This window comes from Fictibacillus gelatini DSM 15865 (assembly GCF_000430745.1).
Classification (GTDB): Bacteria; Bacillota; Bacilli; order Bacillales; family Fictibacillaceae; genus Fictibacillus_A; species Fictibacillus_A gelatini.
In genome coordinates, this window is record NZ_AUMP01000002.1 from 292,477 (window position 1) to 314,674 (window position 22,198).

A 22,198-nucleotide genomic window follows, 5' to 3' on the forward strand; every position below is an offset into this window, starting at 1 on the left:
CTATTCCGTATACAAATATTTAATCGTCGGAGCCTGTGGTTTGCTTAACAGTTCCTTGATACCAAGCAAATCTTTATTTGGCGAAATCATTTTCTGCATTCCCATTGAAAGTAAGGAATTCAATCCAATAGACTGTTCATAGCTTACAACCCTGGCATCTCTTTTGCCTGTTGCCTTTTTCATCGCTTGAAGACAATCGTCAAACGATCCAATCTCATCTACGAGATGCAATTTTTTCGCTTGAAGACCATCATAAATCCTACCATCGGCGATTTTCCTTACTTCTTCTTCCGGTATATGTCTTCCTTTTGAAATGACATGGACAAATTGATCATAAGCATTGTTAACCATGCTTTGCATGATGTCTTTCTCTTTCTTCGTCATCTCCCGTGCAGGAGACATGATATCTTTATATGGGCCGCTTTTAATGGTATTCCATTTGACGCCAAACTTTTTCGCCAGTTCACCGTAATTCATTGATTGAATGATGACACCGAGCGAGCCGGTCATTGTCGCAGGACTGGCGAAAATTTTAGTTGCCGGCGTCGATATGTAATATCCTCCAGATGCTGCCATACTGCCCATAGAAACATAGATTGGCTTTTTATATTTCTTTTTCACTTCTTCGATTTTCGAATGAATTTCTTCACTTTCGACGACACCGCCGCCCGGTGAGTTGACCCGTAAAATGATTCCCGCAACATCATGATCACTTCCGGCATTTTTCAACATTTTTAGAAATTCGCGGTGATTGTATTCAGAACTTTGCAGGAGGCCTGATACTTCGCCCGTATCTTGAATGACACCGGAAATGTCCAGTACTACGATTTTTTTATCCGCATTTCCTTTTTCAATTACTTTTTCTTCAAATTCATCTTCAGGCATTACTACATTTTCCCAATTATTGAACGTCCCTGTTGTAATGGATACAGCTATTTTAAAAAGAATCGAAGTGAAAAATAAGGCCGCTGCGATCAATAATGCTACCCAACGTTTTGTGCTCATGAAATCCTCCTTTAGCCCCCTCATTATATTCCCTCCAAAGTTTAACATATAACCCAATTTTCATACTACAAAAATAAAAAAACGAATGTGTTAAACATTCGTTTTTTTATAAACTATTGTGTTGTCTACAATCGTATATAATACGTTTGCTTCTAAAAGGTCATCCGGGCTAATGGTTAATAAATCACGGTCAAAAACGGTAAAGTCCGCTTCATACCCCGAAGCAATCATTCCGCGTTTGCTTTCTTTGTTGATCGCATAGGCACTTCCAGTCGTATACAGCCCGATCGCTTCATACGGTGTTAATTTTTGTTCCTTTACGTATCCTTCATGCGATTCGTACGGTTTTCTTCTGGTAATGGCCGCATGTATCCCGAACAGCGGATTAACAGGCTCAATCGGTGCATCCGATCCTCCTGCACAATGCAAGCCGTTTTCTAGCATCGTTTTAAAAGGGTAGGCCCATTTCACCCGTTCTTCGCCTAACCTCTCAATTAACCATGGAAAATCAGAGGCAACAAACCCTGGCTGTATATCAATGATAATATGAAGCTTTTTTAACTGTCCGATAAGATCTTCGCGAACAAGCCCGGCATGAATAATTCGATCACGGGCATCCGTTGTCGGTGGGCAGGAGGTAATCGCTTCAATCGTATATTGAAGAGAAAGATCACCAATTGTGTGAACGGCAACCGCCATTTTATGTTCCCTGGCTTTTTGAACAAGCTTTTTTAATTGCCCGGGCGTATGTATCGCGACACCTGACGTTTCCGGCAAATCATTATATGGTTTACTTAAAAGTGCCGTACGACCTCCAAAAGCCCCATCCGAGAAAATTTTCATGGCGCCAAATTCAAGATAATGGCTGCAAACGCCTTTATTGGACCCCTTATATTGATCTGCAACTTCATGATGAACGAGAAGATGGGCTTTAAACTTTCGCGCTCTGCCACCAATGCATGATTTATATGCCGAAACTGTTCGTTCAAACCCTCCATAATAATTTAAATCTTCCGTATGCCCCCCTACTAATCCAACAGAAAGAAGATCATCGACCGACGTTGTTATTGCTCGTTTTAAATACGAATCACTTACAGGCGGAATCACTTTTTTCACAAGCTCCGCCGCGCTATCGAGCAACAGACCTGTTGCTTCTCCTTTTTCATCCCGAACGATAACACCTCCTGGCGGATCCGGTGTCTTTGCTGTAATCCCTGCGAGTTCAAGCGCTTTCGTGTTTGCTAAAAATGCGTGCCGGCATACTCTCGATAAAAACATCGGACGGTTTGGCGCTATTTCATCTAATTCCAAGCGATGAAAGATTTTGCGATCGGGAAAATTATTTTCGTTCCATCCGTCTCCAATTACCCACTCTTCTAATCCCGTATGGCTAACCGTTTCCTCTAAATATTCGACCATTTCGGCTGCGGAAGTTGCTTTCGATAAATCAAGACGAATCAGCTTTTCCCCGTGTCCGATTAAATGAAGGTGGCTGTCGACAAAGCCGGGAAACATGACTCCTTCTTTTAAATCAACCACTTCTTCGATCTCATCTTGATAGTTCGAAACTAGATCCTTTTCGGAGCCAATATCTATAATTCCAGAGTGATCTGCATAGACGGCTCCAACCGTATCCCCTTCGTTTTTCATCGTATAAATCGTTCCGCCTTTATATAGCGTACCCATTTCTACTCTCTCCTTCCTGCTTTACATCACATAGATAAAGACAGGCTTTATACCTGTCTTTACGTTTAACTGGATTGCAATTCCTTTTGCCTCAATTCCACCCTTCTTATTTTTCCTGAAGTTGTTTTCGGGAGCTCCTTCACAAACTCTATTTTTCTCGGGTATTTATAAGGTGCTGTTAATTCTTTCACATGGTTCTGTAAATCCTTAATTAACCGTTCCTGGTCATCCGGTATCGCCCCTTTTAAAACGACAAATGCTTTGACGACATGCCCTCTAATTTCATCAGGGCTTGCAACAACGGCGCATTCTTTTACGGCAGGATGTTTAACAAGGGCGTCCTCAACTTCAAATGGACCGATCGTATAGCCTGAGCTAATGATAATGTCATCGCCACGTCCTTCAAACCAAAAATAGCCGTCTTTATCTTTTTTAGCTTTATCCCCCGTTAAATAATAATCTCCACGGAATGCCATTTTTGTCCGTTCATTATCTTTATAATAGTTTTTAAAAAGTGCTGGAGAGCTTTTATGGACGGCAATATCACCGACTTCGCCAACGCCTGCCGGCTCTCCTTCTTCATTCACGATTTCAACCATATTCCCTGGTGTTGGTTTCCCCATCGAGCCGGGCCTTATTTCCATTCCTTCCATGGTTCCAACTAAAAGGGTATTTTCCGTTTGGCCATAACCGTCTCTTACAAGAATGTTAAAATGCTGTTTAAACGTATCAATGACTTCTCGATTAAGCGGCTCACCCGCTGAAACGGCGCTTCGTAAATGTGGGAGCTTGTATTCTGAAAGGTTGTCCACTTTCGCCATTAATCGGTATTCCGTAGGCGTACAGCATAAAACATTAATTTCTTGTTCTTCTAAAAGTGACAAGTACGCATTCGGATCAAATTTTCCCGCGTAAACAAAACCGGTCGCCCCGCACCCAAGCACGGAGACGAACGGGCTCCAAATCCATTTTTGCCAGCCTGGCCCGGCAGTAGCCCACACTTTATCGCCTTCTTTAATATTTAACCAGCTTTTTGCAGCCGTCCGTAAATGAGCATATGCCCATCCATGTGTATGTACAACTCCTTTTGGCTGCCCTGTCGTACCCGAAGTATATGATAAAAATGCCATATCATCCTTATTCGTTAACACACGTTCAAATAAAGCGCTTTCACTTTGGATGAGTTCATCAAGGGAGATCCATTTCTCCTTCGTTCCCCCAACGATTAACTTAAATTGCAACGTTGGCACAGCTTCTTTTATTTGGTCGATGCTCGAGGTAAAGGCAGCGTCCACAATAACTGCTTTTGCCTCGCTATGGTTAATTCGATAGCTTAAGTCCTTCGGCCTGAGCATTTCCGAACTTGGGATCACAACTAAGCCCGATTTTAAGCAAGCAAGATAAACGTAATACGTTTCAATTTTTCGCGGCATAAGTACAAGAACTTTTTCGCCTTTCTTTAATCCGATTTTCGTCAAGGCATTTGCCGTTTTGTTGCATGCGTCGAAAAGTTCTCGATAGGTAAGTTCTTTTGTAACTCCCTTTTCATTTTTCCAGACAAGAGCTTTTGCCGTAGGATTTTCAGCAAACTTCTCCATCTCTTCTGTCGCATTATACATGTTCGGTGCTTGTAAATTCAGCAGCTGAGCCATAATTGTTCCTCCTTTTAAAGATGGTCTATGTTCTATTATAAACTAATTTTTGAAAATTTTTAATAGTCAGCTTTAAAAAGAGATAAATAAAAGAGCGGTGATTTACCGCTCTTTAAGCCATATTATTTATTTTGAACGCCGCCGATTTGTTGTTGAGCTAATGCAACAAGACGTTTTGTAATTTCACCGCCAACAGATCCATTTGAACGAGATGTGTTATCAGCGCTTAAATGAACACCAAATTCAGAAGCAATTTCGTTTTTCATTTGATCAATCACTCGTTCGACACCAGGAACTAATAATTGATTAGAATTTCTATCTGCCATGATTGTTTCACCCCCTCTGTACTTATAGATTGCTTCCATTAGAGCGAAGTCATCCGTGGTAAAATTAAGCCGAAGTGGAAACTCCCACTTCGGCTTTTTGACCTTTAAAAAAGGTCATTGAATTCTTGATCTTGTTCTTTCTTAGCTTCATCAAAATAAAGGACTTCGATATTTTCAATGGCTTCGTCAATAAGCTCATCGATATTCTCAATTAACTGTTCATAGTAGTTGGCCCGATCCCGCTTTGGTTTTGTTTTTGGCGCTGACGGCAAAAAGATTGTGCAGCAATCTTCGTAAGGCCTGATCGAAATATCGTACGTCCCGATATTTCTTGCAATTTCCATAATTTCAATTTTATCCATTGTAATTAAAGGGCGAATAATAGGGACATTCGTTACTTCATTTATTGTGTACATGCTATGGATCGTTTGACTGGCGACCTGTCCAAGATTTTCGCCATTGGCAATGGCCAATGCATTTTGTTTGATGGCAAGACGTTCTGAAATTCTAAGCATCATTCGACGCATAATGGTCATCGAGTAACTCGCTGGAACTTTGTCTTTAATTGTTTTTTGAATGGCGGTAAATGGAACGATATGAAGCTTCATTCTGCCTCCAAAACGAGTCAGCTCTTGCATTAAATCAACAACTTTTTGTTTTGCCCGTTCACTTGTAAATGGCGGGCTATGGAAGTGAATGGCCTCAATCCGAACGCCGCGCCTCATCGTTAAATAACCCGCAACAGGACTATCGATTCCGCCCGAAAGCATAAGCATTGCTTTGCCTCCAACACCTACCGGCAAGCCCCCCGGGCCAGGAAACGTAAGGCAGCTAATGTACGTGCCGTCATCTTTGACCTCTACTTTCACTTCTACATCAGGATGGTGGACATCCACTGTAATGTTGTCCGTATGACTTAAAATATAGCCGCCGATATGATGGTTCAATTCCTGGGAATTAATCGGAAACGATTTATAGCTGCGTTTTGCTGATACTTTAAAAGTTTTTGGATTGGGCTCAAGCTCTTCAAATGCTTTTAATGCCGCTTTTTTAATCGCTTCGATTTCATTTTCCGCTTTAAGGGCAAGGCTTAAGGCATGGATTCCGAATACTTCTTGAAGTTTTTCAATAATTGGCTTATATTCTTCTCCGTTTAACTCCACTAAAATCCGGTCACGGGTTTTCGTCACAGTTACTTTTGGAAAAGGCTTTAGTTTCCTTTTCACTGTATCTTTTAACTGCATTTCAAAGTATTTCCTGTTTTTTCCTTTCAAAGCGAGTTCGCCGTAACGAACGACAATATGATCATAATTCATCGTTTTTACCTCATCACTTCTTGTAATTTCGAAATTGATTCTTTAAGTAGCTCTATAAAACGTTCCGCTTCTTCCATCGTATTTTGATAAGCCAAGCTGATTCTTATTGCATTTGTTGCGCGGGTTTCATTAAAGCCCATTGCCACTAGCACGCGGCTAGCTCCCCCTTGCTTTGAGGAGCAGGCAGATCTGGTCGAAACAAATACATTATTTTCTTCAAGGCTGTGAATGAGTACTTCAGGCTTCATATTCTCAACAGAAAAATTGACAATGTGAGGAGCCGAATACGTTTCAGGGGTGTTGACCAATACCCCTGGAATATGTGACAACTCGTTTATTAAAAACCTTTTAATTTGCTCCATTTTTTTTACTCCGGGCTTCATTTGATCGAATGACATACGCAACGCCTTAACGGTAGCAACGATGCCAGCCACATTTTCCGTTCCGGCCCGCAATTTTCCTTCTTGCGAACCGCCAGTAAATAACGGAGAAAGTGTCACTCCTTCCCTTACGTATAAAATGCCGGTTCCTTTCAGCCCATGAAATTTATGGCCGGACATTGTGCATAAATCAATGTGAGCTTCTTTAAGGGAAAGAGGAACTTTAGTAATTCCCTGGACATTGTCGACATGAAAAAAGGCTTTTGGATACTTCCGGATAATATTTCCCGCTTCCAAAATGGGCTGAATCGTACCCACTTCATTATTTACATGCATGATGGACACAAGGATCGTATCTTTTCTCATGCTTTTTTCCAACTTTTCAAGAGAAATGCGGCCCTTTTCATCGACAGGTAAATAGGTGACATCAAATCCGATTGATTCTAAATATTTAAATGACTCAAATGTAGCTGCATGCTCTGTCATTGTCGTAATTAAATGCTTCCCTCTCTCGCTATGTTTTAACGCAATGCCCTTTATCGCGAGATTATTCCCTTCCGTTCCTCCCGAAGTAAAAATAATTTCCGACGGTTTCACATGCAAAAGCGAGGCAGTCATTTTCCTTGCTTGATGGATAAGACGTTCTGTCTCCCCCCCTTTACAATGAATAGAAGACGGATTGGCAAAATAATTTTCAGAAACGGTGACATATGTATCAAGAACTTCTTTAAATGGTTTCGTCGTTGCACTATTATCAAAGTAAATCATCACTACACCTCGAATGGCAGTCTACAATACTCAATCATATCATAATGGCTAATTACCTGAAAGAAAATAATCCTCCAGTTGTAGCGTTCAACTGGAGGATTGATTATATTCCTTGCTTCAACTTAATATTTAATTCTTTTGTAATGCCGGGCTGAACACTTTCAACAGCACTTGCTGCAATTTCGAGTGCCTCTTCATAGCGGTAATTTCGGAAAGCAATTTCCGCTTCGATCAATCGGATCGATACGGTTTGATTTGAGCTTCTATAACGATTTCCATACTGAATCAGTTTTTCAGCCAGCAAGGCATTTTCAATTATTTCTTTCGTTTCGTCATAACCTTCTTCAACAGCCTCCAGCGCTTTTTCAAGAACATGCGTTACTTTTCCCATATCTAATGGTTTTTCGTCAAGCTGTTTCGATACTTCATGAATATAGCCTTCCGCTTTACTTAACGTATTCAAATAGTGATCAGGCAACCCTGGCAAATTGCTCTCTTGCACCATTCTTCTCGCTTTATGTAATTTAGCGCGAAGCTCTTTTAGCTTCTCTTTTGCATGCAATTCATCTTTACGAAGGTTAATAAGAATTTCCTTATATTCTACGTTTGATTTTTTTAGACTTTCAAGTTGGACGGCCAGCTCCTCCATCATTTCACGAATGACGGAAAACGAATCCTTTTTGTCTTCAATGGATTGTTCTATAATCATAAAACGTTTTTGCAATTTACTATACATTTTTTCCAATCGTTTTTGCATTTCAAGATCGGATTCATCAATTTGATAGCTAAGCGATACCATTTCCGTTTCTTCTCTTAGCATGCCTAAATCTTTTCGAATATCGGCTAAGGAAGCAGCCAATAATTCTTTTTCATTGAGCACATACTTTTTGGAAACAACCTCGTTTTCAAGCATGTCATATAATTGATCGATTTCACTATTTAAAGCGTCAATTCCTTGCTGGGCTTCATCCGTCTGCAATTGATAGACGCTGTCCAACAATGTTTTTATTTTTTCCTGCATCGCTTCAATTTCTTTTTCAATAACAATGTGGTTTAACACATATCCCTGTTCTTCCATTTCTTCAAAACCGTCACGCAAATCCTTCAGATTGGCGGGGAGGTCTGAGAGCAGCATAACGAGCAACTCAGGAATGACTTCCATTTTTTCACGAACCGCTTTCAACCTTTCCATCCCACTCACTAAAATATGACGGGCTTCTAAATGATTACCTTGCTCTGTTTGTTGATCAAATTCAGTAAAGGTTTCATAAATCTCGTTAAATTCTTTTTCAAAGAGATCCGTTGTTTTTCCTAATGAACGTATATGTTTTAGAAAATACTTTTTCGCCTCATTGTATTGTTCTTTTGCCTCAACGATTTCACCGCGATTTAACTCTTCGCTCGTAATGAATTCATCGATCTCCTCTGCAATCGTCTTGATTCGGTTTTCAATCCGATCGAGTTCATCTGAGACCTTTTTTAATATCCCTTTTGCTTTAGTAAAACGATAGCGGTCTACAGTATCATCTGCATCTAATAAAAGTTCCTCGACATTCGGAAGAGAAACCGTGACAATTTCATCCCATTCGTTCCGCCACGCTTCGAACTTTTCTTCGGTTTCACCAACCATGCTTAATCCTTTTACTTTTGAAATTTCTTCGGTCAGCGGACGGTTCATTATTTCAATTTTCCACGTTTCCAATTCGTCAATCTCGTTATAAATTCGTTTTCTGAGCACCGATCCAACTACAATAAGTACAAACAAAATACAAATACAGCTTATTATGATGGCATATGTCATAGGAAGCACCCCTTCTTCCTTTCTTTCTATCGCGATCTATGTAAAAAAAATTTGAATTTATGATACAATTTTAAACGTATCGTTAAATAATCAGCATCTAACCACTAAAACTTAATGTATTTATGATAACATGTAAACACGAATTTTGACTAAAAAAAATGCAAAATTAAATAAGATTTTACCATAAAGAAGTAACTAACCATTTTCTTTGGCAAGAGAGGAGTATTTAAATGATTGTTTATGATGGCCATATTCATACAGCATACTGTCCTCACGGCTCCGATGACACGCTTGAATCTTACGTCGAGGCAGCCTTGAAATCAGGCTATAAAGGAATGACATTTACTGAACATGCGCCGCTGCCTAAAGGGTTTACGGATCCTTCTCCGGAAAAAGACAGCGCCATGTCCTATTCAGATTTATCTTCCTACTTGAACGACATCAAACAGCTTAAGCAATATTATAAAAAAAGCATTACTATTAATATCGGCTTAGAAGTCGATTTTATTGAGGGCTATGAAGCGGAAACGAAACAATTTTTAAATGAAGTAGGACCGGAGCTTGATGATGCCATTTTATCCGTTCATTTTCTGCAACATTCAGGAAACTTCACCTGTATTGATTTTAATGAAGAAGTGTTTGGCGAACTTGTTCACTTATTTGGTTCCGTCGAGAACGTTTACGAGCATTACTATAAAACTGTTCTTCTCTCAATTGAAACGGATCTAGGAAAATATAAGCCGAAACGGGTCGGCCACTTAACGTTAGTGAAAAAATTCCAGCGTGTTTTCCCTTGTGAAAATGCGTTTGAACCTGAAATCTTAACTATTCTTGATATGGTTAAGGAGAAAAACATGGCGCTTGATTATAATGGAGCTGGCGTTATAAAACCAAACTGCAAGGAACCTTATCCTCCTGATTGGGTCATAAATGAAGCGCACAAACGAAAAATCCCTCTCGTTTATGGGTCAGATGCCCATACCACTAAGGGATTAGGTCAAGGATTTGAGCGGCTTTTGTATAAAGAAACATTAACTGCTCCATTTACTATGCACAGTCGCTAATAATGGAGTTTGGACAGTAGATAGAAAAGGCGTTTTTTTTGACGGAATGCAAACAAACTGCTCGACCCATTTGCGCATCGTTTTTCGGTACTTATCAATAAAATAGGTTTCATGCGGCGTGCTGTAATATACTTCCGAGATATAGAGCGGATGTAAAAACGGCATAATAAGAAGATCCCTTAATTGCATAGTTAATAGCATAACGGGTTGTTTTTGAAATTCTTTCGTTTTTATGCCCTTTTCAAAGATGCTGTCATAGATAAATTTTTCTTTTGCTAAGTAGGTGGTCATCACTTCCCGAACGAGAGTCGAATCCAGCGTCATTTCACGATGGGCAAACCGGGATAAAAGTGGTTGCTTTTGTTGATACGTAAGAACATTATCAATCATTTCAAGCAGCATTTTTTTAACCGATAGCCCCTCATACGTATGATAAATAATTTCAATTTCACGCAAGTATCCTTCATAAAAGGACGTAATTAATTCTTCCAAAAGGCCATTTTTTCCGCCAAAATAATAGGAGACAAGGGATACATTTACCCCAGCCTTTTTGGCAATATCGCGAACCGCTGTACCCTGGTAACCTTTTGTTGTAAATAGCTCAATGGCCGCCTCTTCAATTTTTTTCTTCGTTTCGGAAGATTCGATTTTCATATTTCGCACCGCCTTTTTGTCTGCTTCAAGTAAAAGACTTCTTCTTCTCTTTGTCTTTTCCTTTAATAATCGCTCGACAAATAGGTCTTTATTCCTAGTTCTTTCTACAAATTTTGCTTATCATTATATTTTAAATTGACAGTTAAGGGGAGATTTCAATGTTTACAGTCGAAAAGTATAGTCAAAATAAAGATGAGGCGTATTTATTCCTAATTAAGCAGCTTCATTCACTTCTTGAAGGGGAGCGGAACGTGACCGCAAATTTAGCAAATGCCTCTTCCTTGTTGAATCAATTTTTGGACAATACAAATTGGGTAGGCTTTTATTTATATGAAGATGCAGTGGATGAACTTGTCCTTGGACCATTTCAGGGTCTTCCTGCATGTGTCAGGATCCCACTGGGCAAAGGTGTCTGCGGTTCAGCAGCCAGAGACCAAAAAACGTACGTAGTGGCTGATGTCCATCAATTTCCGGGACATATTGCATGTGATAGCGCCTCCCGCTCTGAAATTGTTGTCCCAATCATTAAAGAAGGAAAATTAATCGGTGTTCTCGATATTGACAGTCCGATAACGAACCGCTTTGATGAAAAAGACAAACAATATTTAGAGCAGTTTGTCGCCGAACTTATTTCATATCTTTAAGAGCAGCAAAAGCGTTGCAGATAAAGCCGCAACGCTTTTGCTCATTGTTTAACCGAAATTAATATCTTATTTAAAGCCTTCTCGAGATCTTCCCAAATATCTTTCCAGGATTCCAGGCCAACGGACAGCCTTAAAAGATTTGGGCCAATTCCCATCTTCGCCCGTTCTTCTTCCGGAACAACTGAATGGGTCATCGTTGCCGGATGCTGGATTAACGTTTCAGCATCTCCAAGACTGACGGCGATTTTTATTAAATGCAAAGAATCCATCAATTTTTGGGCAGTATCTTTTCCACCTTTCACTTCAAAACTAATCATTCCTCCAGCTTTTTTCATTTGCTTTTTGCCGATTGTGTATTGTTCAAAATCCGAATCATTTGGATAATAGATCCGTTCAACTGCCGGGTGAACTTTTAATAATTGTGCGATTTTGTCCGCATTTTCGCAATGCCGGTCCATCCGTATCGGCAATGTTTTTAATCCGCGGAGAAGGAGCCATGCATCAAAGGGCGACATAATTCCGCCGATATCTTTTTGGGTCGTCATCGCGATCATTTTCATTTGTTCTTCTTTTCCGACAACGAGGCCGCCAATCACATCCCCATGGCCACACAAATATTTCGTCGCGCTATGAACGACGATATCACACCCAAAGTCAAGCGGACGTTGAATATATGGCGAACAGAAAGTATTGTCAACGACAACCGGAATATTTTTTTCCTTTGCAACCGTTGCCACCATTTCTAAATCCACGAGCTTCATCGTCGGATTAATCGGTGATTCAATATAGATTAATGTTGTATTTGGCTTGATCGCAGAACGAATCGAAACTGCTGAATCCATTGAAATAAAGTCATGGTCAATTTGAAACCGTTCTTTCATCAAGTTTAATAATCCGAATGTACAACCGTAAACCCCTTCCGAGCATAAAATATGTTCCCCTGTTTTTGTCATGCCTAATAAAACAGCTGAAACTGCTGCCATCCCCGAGCCGAAGGCCAGCCCTTTTTCTCCGTTTTCCAAAGTGGCGATCCGTTCTTCAAGAATGCTTACTGTTGGATTTGCCAATCTCGAATAGACATACCCTTCCATTTCGCCGCTAAAGCGTTTCTCGCCTGTAGAAGCATTTTCAAACACGAATGTTGATGATTGATAAAGAGGCGGCGCAAGACTCCCTTTATGCCTCAGACTATCAAATCCACCGTGAATCACTTCTGTTTCAAATTCCTTCGACTTCATATTCTCATCCGACTCCTTTCTCGTCTTTAATGCAAGCGCTTACTATTTACATTTATTACTTCTCGATTCCTTTCACAATTCCTGCTACCATTATATTCATGTCGATCTCCCACCGTGTTCTTCATTTACCGGCTTGACTTTCATGAATAAAAAACATATACTGTACTTTGTGTAAAATAAGGCAGCACTGTAACCGTCATAAGTTCTTATTTTGTTCCTTTATAAAATAAAGGTATACCGCGTAGCTCTATGGCTGCTAGAGTGAAGGTGTATAAATGCAAAATAATCTTATGAAAAGGTTAGAGTCACTTATGTTTACAAACTAAAACAAAGTGAAAAGGAGGAGTCATTCATGGCTCGATATACTGGTCCTACGTGGAAACTTTCACGTCGTCTGGGCATTTCTTTAAGTGGTACAGGTAAGGAATTACAAAAGCGTCCTTACGCTCCAGGACAACATGGTCCTAATCAACGCAAAAAATTATCCGAATACGGTTTGCAATTACAAGAGAAGCAAAAGCTTCGCCATATGTATGGTGTAAACGAGCGCCAATTCCGCCGCATTTTCAACGATGCTGGTAAAATGCCTGGAATTCATGGTGAAAACTTCATGATTCTTCTTGAAACTCGTTTAGATAACCTTGTATACCGTCTTGGATTAGCCCGCACACGCCGTGCTGCTCGCCAATTAGTCAACCACGGCCATATCACTGTTAACGGAAAACGCGTTGATATCGCATCTTACCGCGTAGCACCTGGATCAGTGATTGGTGTTCGCGAAAAGTCACGTAATCTTGAAGTGATCAAAGAAGCTGTTGAAGCAAATAACTTTGTTCCTGAATACTTGACTTTTGATGAAAACAAATTAGAAGGTACTTTCACTCGTTTACCAGAACGTTCTGAATTGCCTGCTGAAATCACTGAACAGCTTATCGTTGAATTCTATTCCCGTTAAGCAAACAGCCCGAAACGGTTTTCCGTTTCGGGCTTCTTTACGAGCAAAAATCCGTTCCATATAATGGAACGGATTTTTGCTTAATAGTTGATTAAGAAATATTTTTTCTTCCCGCGGCGGATAATGACAAACCGATCTTCAATGCGGTCCTCGGCACCTATCGCTTTATTCAGATCCTGGCACCTCTCACCATTGATATAAATCGCTCCATTTGAAATATCTTCACGCGCTTGGCGTTTTGATGGCGATACTTTGCTTGCTACGAGCAAATCGACAAGCCCGATTTCTTCTTTTGTCTCCATTGTAAATGAAGGGACATCTTTAAAGCCTTGCTCAATTTCAGCCGCTGTTAAATCGGACAGTTGACCGCTGAATAACGCTTCTGTAATTTTCAATGCCTGTTTCAGCGCTTCTTCCCCGTGCACTAGCTTTGTTACTTCTTCCGCTAACATTTTTTGCGCGGCGCGGTTTTCCGGTTCGGATTTCACCTTTTCTTCCAATTCGGCGATTTCTTCATCACTTAAGAATGTAAAGTATTTCAAAAATTTGACGACATCGCGGTCATCTGTGTTAATCCAGAATTGATAAAACTCATAAGGCGTTGTCTTCTCGGCATCTAGCCAGATCGTGCCGCCTTCTGTTTTCCCAAATTTTGTCCCATCGCTTTTTGTAACAAGCGGAATCGTCAGTCCAAACGCCTTTTCTTCTTCTCCTGTTTTACGGATTAATTCCATACCCGCTGTAATGTTTCCCCATTGGTCGCTGCCACCAATTTGAAGCTTGCAGCCCTTTTGTTGATACAATTGGAGGAAATCATACGATTGCAAAATCATGTACGAGAACTCTGTAAACGAAATTCCTGCTTCGAGCCGCGATTCAACTGATTCTTTCGCGAGCATATAATTTAGCGGAAAGTTTTTGCCGATATCACGCAAGAAAGAAATGACATTTAACTTTCCAATCCAATCATAGTTATTAGCAATGACCGCAGGATTGTCTTTCGCTTCAAAATCGAGAAAACGAGAAAGCTGGTCTTTAATGCGGTCACTCCATTGTTCGACAACATGTTGTTCATTTAACGTGCGTTCACTTTTCTTCCCGCTCGGGTCACCGATTAATCCTGTCCCCCCGCCAACTAGCGCGATTGGCTGGTGCCCGGCTTGCTGCATGCGGCGCATCGTCGTAATAACCAACAAATGGCCGATATGCAGGCTGTCCGCCGTTGGATCAAAACCGCAATAAAATGTAACTTTCCCTTCGTTTAGCTGTTTCTCAAGCCCTTCACGATCCGTAATCTGGTTAATTAAGCCTCTTGATTCTAATTCTTGTAAAATACTCATTCATCCATTCTCCTTCCACTCGTATAAAAAATAAAAAACGCCCCTTCCGTTAAGAAGGGACGTGATTGATTCCGCGGTACCACCCTAATTGAAGGCATGATTCGCCTTCCGCTCAAAAGAATAACGGTCTTAGCCGTTCTTTGCTACTAAAGAGACTGTTTTTGAAGCAGTCTTTTTCTTCACAAAGAAAACTCCAGGAGGTAATTCATAACTGGCCTTTGTACTGGTTTGCATCACCCACCAGCTTTCTAAAACAGGGAGACAGTTACTACTTATTCCCATCATCGTTTGCGTTCATCTTTACTTAAATTCTTTTTTACCATATAGAAACAAATAATGTCAACCGTTCGCTCACAAATTCTTTTTCTACGATAAATGGCGATTATGCTATAATGATTAAAATAAGGGGGGAGTTTATGTCTCAACGAGAAGCTCTTATAGAAAAATGGAAGAAATTGATCGAGCTATTGCATGAGAAAAAAATCATTCATACAGCACGCCTTACATATACGATTGCATGGAACACCTTTCTCGTTCTGCTCGTCCTCGGCATACTGGTCGGGTTCTTTGGCGCCGGTATAGGGGCAGGATACTTTGCTTCGCTTGTAAAGGATGAACCGGTCCGTACATATGCGTCAATGAAAAACGATATTTACAACTATGAAGAAACAAGTACGGTTTATTTTGCCGGCAATCAATTTCTCGGCAAATTACGTTCAGACCTTGACCGGGAAAAAGTCAAATTGAAAGATATTTCGCCATATGTTCAAAAGGCGATTATCTCAACTGAGGATGAATACTTTTATGAACACCACGGTGTTGTACCAAAAGCGGTCTTGCGTGCGATGCTTCAAGAAGCTACAGGGGCGGACGTACGAACAGGCGGAAGTACGCTGACCCAACAATTGATTAAAAACCAGCTGTTAACAAACGAAGTCTCTTTTGAGCGAAAAGCGAAAGAAATTTTGCTTGCACTCAGGCTTGAACGGTTTTTCACGAAAGATGAAATTCTTCAAGCATATTTGAATGTCGTTCCGTTTGGAAAAAATTCATCCGGACGAAATATTGCCGGAATCCAGGCAGCGGCCCAGGGCGTTTTTGGCGTTGATGCGGATAAACTGAATTTGCCGCAGGCCGCCTATTTAGCAGGTATGCCGCAAAATCCGTTCGTTTATACCCCATTTACGAGCCAGGGAACGGTCAAAAAAGACATAAGCCCGGGCCTCCGGAGAATGAAAACGGTTTTAAACCGAATGCTGACGAACGGGCAAATTACGAAAAAACAATATGACAGCGCATTGAAATATGACATTAAAAAGCATTTAACGAAACGGAAAAAGACGACTTATGAACGCTATCCTTATTTAGTGATGGAAGTTGAAGATCGAACGATCGACTTGCTCGCGCAGTTAAATGCGAAAAAGGACGGCAAAACCTATAAAAAGCTTAAAAAGAGTGAAAGACAGGAATATAGAGATAATGCCCGTGAGCAAATCAGGCGCGGCGGATTAAAAATTCACACGACGATCAACAAAAAAATCTATGACGAGATGCAAAAGACGGCGCAAAATGATTACAACTTCGGTCCAAATCATTACGTTACTGTAAAAAATTCCAAAGGTAAAAATGTTACGGTGAGTGAGCCGCAAGAAGTTGGATCGATTTTAATCGAAAATAAGACAGGGGCGATTTTAAGCTTTGTCGGCGGACGCGATTATCATCGAGAACAGCTTAATCATGCGACACAAGCATATAGACAAAATGGATCGACAATGAAACCGCTTCTTGATTATGCACCTGCCTTGGAACAAGGAATTATTCAGCCCGGGACTCAAATTCCTGATACAAAGTTAGAATTACCAGGTTACCAAAATGGCGGACCGAATAACTTCGATAACCGATTCCACGGAATTCAAACAGCCCGGTCTGCGCTGGCGCATTCATATAATATACCGGCCATTCGACTCTTTTTGAAAGTTAATCATCAACAAGCATTTAATAATTTAGAGAAGATGGGCATCACTTCTATAACCGATACTGATCGTTCAGCTCTTGCTTCTCCTGCCATCGGAGGACTTTATAAAGGTGTCACTGTTGAGGAAAATACAAATGCCTTTACGACGTTTGCGAATGATGGCAAATTTGTCGACGCCTATATGATCGATAAAATTACGGACAGAAATGGCAAAGTGATTTATAAACATAAAGCGAAGCCAGTCCAAGTGTACTCGCCGCAAACTTCATACTTGTTGATTGATATGATGCGAGATGTATTAAAACCAGGGGGCACGGCATCCATCGTCCCAGGAAAGTTAAATTTCTCCGCCGATTGGGCCGGTAAGACAGGATCATCTCAGGAGTATAAAGATGAGTGGTTTGTCGCATCGAACCCAAAAGTAACACTTGGTGTATGGCATGGTTATGATACACCAGCCCCTGTTCCGGATCGCCATCTTCATCTTGCTCTTTGGGCCGCTTTTGCGAACGATGCTTATAAATACGCGCCGAATTTAATGGCGCCGAATGAACGCTTTAAAATGCCTGCAGGTATCGGAAGAAGCGGAGACTTATATAATCTTAAATTCCCTGCTCACTTGAATCCATTTGCAGGTGAAATTGCCAGGGCAAAAATCGTTGAGGAGCAAAAGAAAAAGAAAGAAGAAACTGCTAAACGGAAAGAAAACGAAAAGAAACAAAACGAGAATAATAAAAAGAAAAAAGAGAACAATAATTCGAATGACAATGGTAAAAACAACGACCATAAAAAAGATCCGGGTCAGAACGACAATAACAATAATGGCAATAACGATAGAAATAACAACGGAAATAACAATGGAAATAATAATGGTGGTAATGACGGCGGGAATAATAACAGCAATAATGGCGGTAACGGTAGCGGCAATGAAAATAAAGACCATGGCCAGGGAAACGGCCATCCTAAAGAAAAGCCGAAAGATAAACCGGGTCAATAGAATCATGAAAACCCCTCTCGAAAACTTTACGAGAGGGGTTTTTCTTTAATCTTCCATCGTTGATAAATCACCGGTAGGTAAATCCAATTCCCACGCTTTCAGCACACGTCTCATGATTTTACCGCTTCTTGTTTTCGGCAGCTTGTCGCGGAATTCAATTTCTCTTGGAGCTGCATGAGCCGCCAGTCCTTGCTTGACAAAGGAGCGAATGTCTTCAATCAATTCGTCACCTGGTTCATATCCATCTCGTAACGCAATAAACGCTTTAATAATTTCACCGCGTACAGGGTCTGGCTTACCGATTACCCCGGCTTCTGCTACTGCCGGATGTTCGACCAGCTTGCTTTCGACTTCAAACGGTCCGACACGCTCACCAGAAGTCATAATGACATCATCAATGCGGCCCTGGAACCAGAAGTAGCCGTCTTCATCCATGTACGCCGAGTCGCCGGAAACGTACCATCCGCCTGGAGTGAAGTATGATTCATATTTTTCCGGATTGTTCCAAATCGCGCGCATCATGGACGGCCAGCCTTTTTTAATAGCAAGGTTCCCCATTCGATTCGGAGGAAGGACATTATCCTGATCGTCAATAATGGCAGCGACGATGCCTGGGAACGGCTTACCCATGGAGCCTGGTTTGACTTCCATGCAAGGATAATTGCTGATTAACTGTCCCCCGGTTTCCGTCATCCACCAGTTATCATGAATACGCAAATGAAAGACTTTCATTCCCCAGCGTACGACTTCCGGATTCAGCGGTTCTCCAACACTTAATACGTGACGCAGCGAAGATAGATCAAAGCGTTTCACGACTTCATCACCGGCGCCCATGAGCATGCGGAATGCAGTCGGAGCGCTGTACCAGACAGTAACGCCATATTTTTCAATGGTAGAATACCAATCTTCCGGACTGAACCGGCCGCCGCGAATCACATTGGATGCGCCATTTAACCATGGAGCAAAAATTCCGTAGCTTGTCCCCGTTACCCATCCAGGGTCAGCCGTGCACCAATATACATCCGTCTCTTTTAAATCCAATACCCATTTCCCTGTTTGATAATGTTGAATCATGGCATTGTGCGCATGCAAAACGCCCTTAGGTTTCCCTGTGGAACCGGAAGTATAATGAAGAATTAATCCATCTTCCCGATCTACCCATTCGATCTCCAGTTCCTTATCCGCCTGTTCCATTCGTTTATAGAAATTGACGTAAGGTCCTTCTTCACTCGCTTTTTCATCGACTATAACGACCTTTTTAAGATGTGGAAGTTCATTTACAGGTACCCGTTCTAGTAAATTTGAAGTTGTAACTAGCACTTTCGCTTCGCTATCTTGAAGACGGTCGCGCACGGCCCCTTCCATAAACGCCTCAAACAACGGGCCGACAATCGCTCCGATTTTAATTGCTCCCAATACAGAAAAATAAAGCTCTGGTGATCGAGGCATAAAAATAAAGACGCGATCTCCTTTTTCCACCCCGATTTGTTTGAACATGTTCCCCGCTTTATTCGATAGTTCCATCATTTCTTTAAACGTGTATTTCTCGTCCCTCGTTTGATCTGAGAAATATAATGCAACTTTGTTTTTTCTTTCGGATTGGGCGTGGCGGTCAATGGCCTCATACGCCATATTTACACGTCCCGTTTCATACCAGGAGAATTCTTTTTCAACCTCTTTCCAATCAAATGTTTCATAGGTTGAAGCATAGTCTTGTAAGTTAAAATCATCTTTAATTACCGGAAGCGTTTCCACTTTCATGAGCCAAATCCCCTCCTAAGTACATCTATCTCGAGTCTATTATACCATAACAGTTCAAAATTTTTAAAGAAATAGAAAAAGTCGCGAAAATCTGTATTGAAAGCACTTACAATTGGATTACTTTATGCAATAATAGAAAATGAACTCTATATAGGTGGTGAATTGATGATTCATGTTAAAACATACAATTGCCTTGCATTAAACACGGTTAAAGGAAAAGTCATTATTGAAGGCCCAATCTCCCCTGAAACACTTGCATGTTACGATTTTGACATCGGTCTTGAAGCCTTCAGACCTCCTGCCTTTCAAAAGAAGGCACTTATTGAAATCGCCGGTTTGGATGAAGGCCGAATTATTGTTGCAAGAAACAAAGACACGATTATCGGTTATGTCACCTTTGTTTATCCTGATCCGATGGAAAGATGGTCGGAGGGAAAGCTGGAAAATCTATTAGAACTTGGCGCAATTGAAGTCATTTCAAACTATCGAAACTGCTCCATCGGGAAAAATCTATTAAAGGTAGCCATGATGGATGATGCGATGGAAGATTATATTATCATTACGACGGAATATTACTGGCATTGGGATTTAAAAGGAACCGGATTGTCCGTCTGGGACTATCGAAAAATGATGGAGAAGATGATGAATGCAGGCGGCCTTCAGTATATGGCAACAGATGATCCGGAAATCAGTTCTCATCCGGCCAATTGTTTAATGGTGCGGATTGGAAGCCGTGTTGATAATGACTCCATACAGCAATTTGATCGTCTCCGGTTTCAAAATCGGTTGATGTATTAGCTATTAAAGTATATAGAGAGGAGAGAATCGCTATGATTGTTCAGGAGATGATGAAAACAGATGTCGTAACCCTTCATAAAGAGGCAACCATTGAAACGGCCTGGAAGCTTATTCGAAAACATCGGATTCGCCATATTCCGATTATTGAAGAAGATCGGACGTTAATCGGGATTATTTCCGACCGCGATTTAAGAGATGCTACCCCATCGATTTTTCACGAAAATCGGAATTTGGAAGAACTTCAAAAACCTGTATCTGAAATTATGGTAACGGACGTTATAACTGCCCACCCGCTAGATTTTGTTGAGGAGCTTTCGACCGTTTTCTATGAACATGAAATTGCTTGCATTCCTATTCTAGAAAAGAAAAAACTAGTCGGAATAATTACAGAGCGGGACATGCTTTATACATTAATCCAGCTGACAGGAGCGCTTCAACCAAGTTCTCACCTTGAAGTAAAGGTCAAAAATATTGCCGGCCAGCTTGCGGAAGTTGCTTCGCTCATTAAACATCATAAAACGAATATTAATAGTGTTCTAGTGTATCCTTCCAAACAAGAAAATTATAAAATTCTTGTCTTGCGAATCAACACGATCAACCCGCAAAAAATTGTAACTGAATTAAAGAACGCCGGCTATGACGTCCTCTGGCCAAAAGAAGCGGAAGTGCAGCAATGAAAAAACCGGTCTTTATTTATTCTGAGCAGTTATTGAACTATAAATTTAATGACGATCATCCGTTCAATCATTTTCGGGTAAAGCTGACGTACGACTTATTAAACAGCATGGGTGCTTTAACCGAAGAGCAGGTGATTCCCCCGCTTGAGGCATGCGATGAGCAACTCGCCCTCATTCATGATAGAGCATATATTGAAGCGGTGAAAAAAGCCGGAGAAGGGGATTATGATGAAAGTGCTTCTTTAACGTTTGGACTCGGAACGGAAGATACTCCGATTTTCCCGCATATGCATGAAGCAAGCGCACTTATTGTCGGAGCGACATTGCAGGCAGTTGACATGGTTATGGATGGCAAAGCAACCCACGCGTTAAATTTAAGCGGCGGATTGCATCACGGATTTCGCGGAAAAGCATCTGGCTTTTGCATTTACAACGACTGTTCAATCGCCATTGAATATATGAGACGGAAGTATGGAGTTAAAGTTCTATACGTCGATACGGACGCTCATCATGGTGACGGTGTCCAATGGGCGTTTTACGATGATGCCGATGTTTGTACATTATCCATTCATGAAACCGGGCGGTATTTATTTCCCGGGACCGGCCAAATTACCGAAAAAGGACAGGGGAAGGGGTATGGCTTCTCCTTTAATCTCCCGATTGATGCTTTTACTGAGGATGAATCGTGGATTGAGCTTTATAAAACAAGCCTTTTGGAGATCGCCGATTATTTTAAACCTGACGTCATTTTTACCCAAAATGGAGCCGATGCCCATTTCCTTGATCCGCTTACCCACCTTTGCTCAACGATGAAAACGTATGATACTATTCCTCGTCTTGCCAAAACGATTGCGGATGCATATTGCGGAGGTAGATGGATTGCCGTCGGCGGAGGAGGCTATGATATTTGGCGGGCCGTCCCGCGGGCATGGGCGCGAATATGGCTTGTCATGAATGGCATAGAAGCCAGTGGCCCCCTTCCGTCAACATGGCTTAACAAATGGCAGAAAAAGTCCCCCGTCACACTTCCAGAAACCTGGGAGGACAGGGAAAACGCCTATAAACCGATTCCGCGCAAACAGGAAATTACAGAAAAAAACGCACTAACCTTGTCAAAAGCACTCTATCTAATTAGAAATGAAAAAAGAACCTGATTTAGGT

18 protein-coding genes and 1 other annotated feature are annotated in these 22,198 nt (G+C 41.2%); of the genes, 7 read left to right on the forward strand and 11 right to left on the reverse strand.

Annotation, left to right across the window (positions count from 1 at the left end; translation table 11 throughout):
* The 7 genes from sppA to ezrA all read right to left on the reverse strand — a co-directional run bounded on the left by sppA (position 1) and on the right by ezrA (position 8,934).
* Complete coding sequence (gene sppA / locus H538_RS0104540) at positions 1-1,005, reverse strand: signal peptide peptidase SppA (RefSeq protein ID WP_026676595.1); 1,005 nt, start codon at positions 1,003-1,005, stop codon at positions 1-3.
* A gap of 90 nt (positions 1,006-1,095) precedes the next feature.
* Positions 1,096-2,691, reverse strand: a complete 1,596-nt coding sequence (locus tag H538_RS0104545) for an amidohydrolase (protein ID WP_026676596.1) — start codon at positions 2,689-2,691, stop codon at positions 1,096-1,098.
* A gap of 65 nt (positions 2,692-2,756) precedes the next feature.
* A complete protein-coding gene (gene mbcS / locus H538_RS0104550) occupies positions 2,757-4,343 on the reverse strand; it encodes an acyl-CoA synthetase MbcS (RefSeq protein WP_211235548.1) in 1,587 nt (528 codons plus the stop codon).
* 122 nt (positions 4,344-4,465) lie between these two features.
* Complete coding sequence (locus H538_RS0104555; protein WP_026676598.1) at positions 4,466-4,669, reverse strand: alpha/beta-type small acid-soluble spore protein; 204 nt, start codon at positions 4,667-4,669, stop codon at positions 4,466-4,468.
* Between the two features lie 104 nt (positions 4,670-4,773).
* Positions 4,774-5,985, reverse strand: a complete 1,212-nt coding sequence (gene thiI, locus H538_RS0104560) for a tRNA uracil 4-sulfurtransferase ThiI (RefSeq protein WP_026676599.1) — start codon at positions 5,983-5,985, stop codon at positions 4,774-4,776.
* A 5-nt stretch (positions 5,986-5,990) separates the two neighbouring features.
* Positions 5,991-7,133: a cysteine desulfurase family protein gene (locus H538_RS0104565; protein ID WP_026676600.1), complete on the reverse strand. Its 1,143-nt coding sequence runs from the start codon at positions 7,131-7,133 to the stop codon at positions 5,991-5,993.
* 103 nt (positions 7,134-7,236) lie between these two features.
* Positions 7,237-8,934, reverse strand: a complete 1,698-nt coding sequence (ezrA, locus tag H538_RS0104570) for a septation ring formation regulator EzrA (protein WP_026676601.1) — start codon at positions 8,932-8,934, stop codon at positions 7,237-7,239.
* Positions 8,935-9,164: 230 nt separating this feature from the next.
* On the opposite strand from ezrA, the gene hisJ reads away from it, so the two are divergent.
* Positions 9,165-9,998 (forward strand): histidinol-phosphatase HisJ, encoded by an 834-nt coding sequence (gene hisJ / locus H538_RS0104575; protein ID WP_026676602.1) that lies wholly within the window; start codon positions 9,165-9,167, stop codon positions 9,996-9,998.
* Here the strand turns inward: hisJ and refZ are convergent.
* Positions 9,966-10,652, reverse strand: coding sequence for a forespore capture DNA-binding protein RefZ (refZ, locus tag H538_RS23060; protein ID WP_081412573.1), 687 nt, complete (start codon positions 10,650-10,652; stop codon positions 9,966-9,968). The genes hisJ and refZ overlap by 33 nt on opposite strands.
* Positions 10,653-10,810: 158 nt before the next feature.
* On the opposite strand from refZ, the gene H538_RS0104585 reads away from it, so the two are divergent.
* The gene (locus H538_RS0104585) at positions 10,811-11,296 is read left to right on the forward strand and encodes a GAF domain-containing protein (protein WP_026676603.1); all 486 of its coding nucleotides are present in this window, start codon (positions 10,811-10,813) and stop codon (positions 11,294-11,296) included.
* A gap of 41 nt (positions 11,297-11,337) precedes the next feature.
* On the opposite strand, the gene megL is transcribed toward H538_RS0104585, so the two are convergent.
* A complete protein-coding gene (gene megL / locus H538_RS0104590) occupies positions 11,338-12,534 on the reverse strand; it encodes a methionine gamma-lyase (protein ID WP_026676604.1) in 1,197 nt (398 codons plus the stop codon).
* A gap of 352 nt (positions 12,535-12,886) precedes the next feature.
* On the opposite strand from megL, the gene rpsD reads away from it, so the two are divergent.
* Positions 12,887-13,489 (forward strand): 30S ribosomal protein S4, encoded by a 603-nt coding sequence (gene rpsD, locus H538_RS0104595; protein ID WP_026676605.1) that lies wholly within the window; start codon positions 12,887-12,889, stop codon positions 13,487-13,489.
* Between the two features lie 80 nt (positions 13,490-13,569).
* On the opposite strand, the gene tyrS is transcribed toward rpsD, so the two are convergent.
* Complete coding sequence (gene tyrS, locus H538_RS0104600; RefSeq protein ID WP_026676606.1) at positions 13,570-14,829, reverse strand: tyrosine--tRNA ligase; 1,260 nt, start codon at positions 14,827-14,829, stop codon at positions 13,570-13,572.
* Between the two features lie 52 nt (positions 14,830-14,881).
* Positions 14,882-15,123, reverse strand: a binding site (T-box leader).
* A gap of 122 nt (positions 15,124-15,245) precedes the next feature.
* Here tyrS and H538_RS23065 point away from each other — a divergent pair.
* A complete protein-coding gene (locus H538_RS23065; RefSeq protein ID WP_051291268.1) occupies positions 15,246-17,801 on the forward strand; it encodes a transglycosylase domain-containing protein in 2,556 nt (851 codons plus the stop codon).
* A gap of 45 nt (positions 17,802-17,846) precedes the next feature.
* On the opposite strand, the gene acsA is transcribed toward H538_RS23065, so the two are convergent.
* Positions 17,847-19,562: an acetate--CoA ligase gene (gene acsA / locus H538_RS0104610; protein ID WP_026676607.1), complete on the reverse strand. Its 1,716-nt coding sequence runs from the start codon at positions 19,560-19,562 to the stop codon at positions 17,847-17,849.
* 165 nt (positions 19,563-19,727) lie between these two features.
* Here acsA and H538_RS0104615 point away from each other — a divergent pair, with 165 nt between their 5' ends.
* Genes H538_RS0104615 through H538_RS0104625 form a run of 3 tightly spaced genes read left to right on the forward strand, consistent with a single transcriptional unit; the run spans position 19,728 to position 22,191 of the window.
* A complete protein-coding gene (locus H538_RS0104615) occupies positions 19,728-20,360 on the forward strand; it encodes a GNAT family N-acetyltransferase (RefSeq protein WP_026676608.1) in 633 nt (210 codons plus the stop codon).
* 32 nt (positions 20,361-20,392) lie between these two features.
* Positions 20,393-21,037, forward strand: coding sequence for an acetoin utilization AcuB family protein (locus H538_RS0104620; RefSeq protein ID WP_026676609.1), 645 nt, complete (start codon positions 20,393-20,395; stop codon positions 21,035-21,037).
* Positions 21,034-22,191: an acetoin utilization protein AcuC gene (locus tag H538_RS0104625; protein WP_026676610.1), complete on the forward strand. Its 1,158-nt coding sequence runs from the start codon at positions 21,034-21,036 to the stop codon at positions 22,189-22,191. The genes H538_RS0104620 and H538_RS0104625 overlap by 4 nt, the downstream gene beginning before the upstream one ends.
* Positions 22,192-22,198 lie beyond the last annotated feature (7 nt).

Coding starts and splice junctions, on each gene's coding strand:
- sppA (WP_026676595.1), bottom strand. CDS start 1,005: ATGAGCACAAAACGTTGGGTAGCATTATTGATCGCAGCGGCCTTATTT.
- H538_RS0104545 (WP_026676596.1), bottom strand. CDS start 2,691: ATGGGTACGCTATATAAAGGCGGAACGATTTATACGATGAAAAACGAA.
- mbcS (WP_211235548.1), bottom strand. CDS start 4,343: ATGGCTCAGCTGCTGAATTTACAAGCACCGAACATGTATAATGCGACA.
- H538_RS0104555 (WP_026676598.1), bottom strand. CDS start 4,669: ATGGCAGATAGAAATTCTAATCAATTATTAGTTCCTGGTGTCGAACGA.
- thiI (WP_026676599.1), bottom strand. CDS start 5,985: ATGAATTATGATCATATTGTCGTTCGTTACGGCGAACTCGCTTTGAAA.
- H538_RS0104565 (WP_026676600.1), bottom strand. CDS start 7,133: ATGATTTACTTTGATAATAGTGCAACGACGAAACCATTTAAAGAAGTT.
- ezrA (WP_026676601.1), bottom strand. CDS start 8,934: ATGACATATGCCATCATAATAAGCTGTATTTGTATTTTGTTTGTACTT.
- hisJ (WP_026676602.1), top strand. CDS start 9,165: ATGATTGTTTATGATGGCCATATTCATACAGCATACTGTCCTCACGGC.
- refZ (WP_081412573.1), bottom strand. CDS start 10,652: ATGAAAATCGAATCTTCCGAAACGAAGAAAAAAATTGAAGAGGCGGCC.
- H538_RS0104585 (WP_026676603.1), top strand. CDS start 10,811: ATGTTTACAGTCGAAAAGTATAGTCAAAATAAAGATGAGGCGTATTTA.
- megL (WP_026676604.1), bottom strand. CDS start 12,534: ATGAAGTCGAAGGAATTTGAAACAGAAGTGATTCACGGTGGATTTGAT.
- rpsD (WP_026676605.1), top strand. CDS start 12,887: ATGGCTCGATATACTGGTCCTACGTGGAAACTTTCACGTCGTCTGGGC.
- tyrS (WP_026676606.1), bottom strand. CDS start 14,829: ATGAGTATTTTACAAGAATTAGAATCAAGAGGCTTAATTAACCAGATT.
- H538_RS23065 (WP_051291268.1), top strand. CDS start 15,246: ATGTCTCAACGAGAAGCTCTTATAGAAAAATGGAAGAAATTGATCGAG.
- acsA (WP_026676607.1), bottom strand. CDS start 19,562: ATGAAAGTGGAAACGCTTCCGGTAATTAAAGATGATTTTAACTTACAA.
- H538_RS0104615 (WP_026676608.1), top strand. CDS start 19,728: ATGATTCATGTTAAAACATACAATTGCCTTGCATTAAACACGGTTAAA.
- H538_RS0104620 (WP_026676609.1), top strand. CDS start 20,393: ATGATTGTTCAGGAGATGATGAAAACAGATGTCGTAACCCTTCATAAA.
- H538_RS0104625 (WP_026676610.1), top strand. CDS start 21,034: ATGAAAAAACCGGTCTTTATTTATTCTGAGCAGTTATTGAACTATAAA.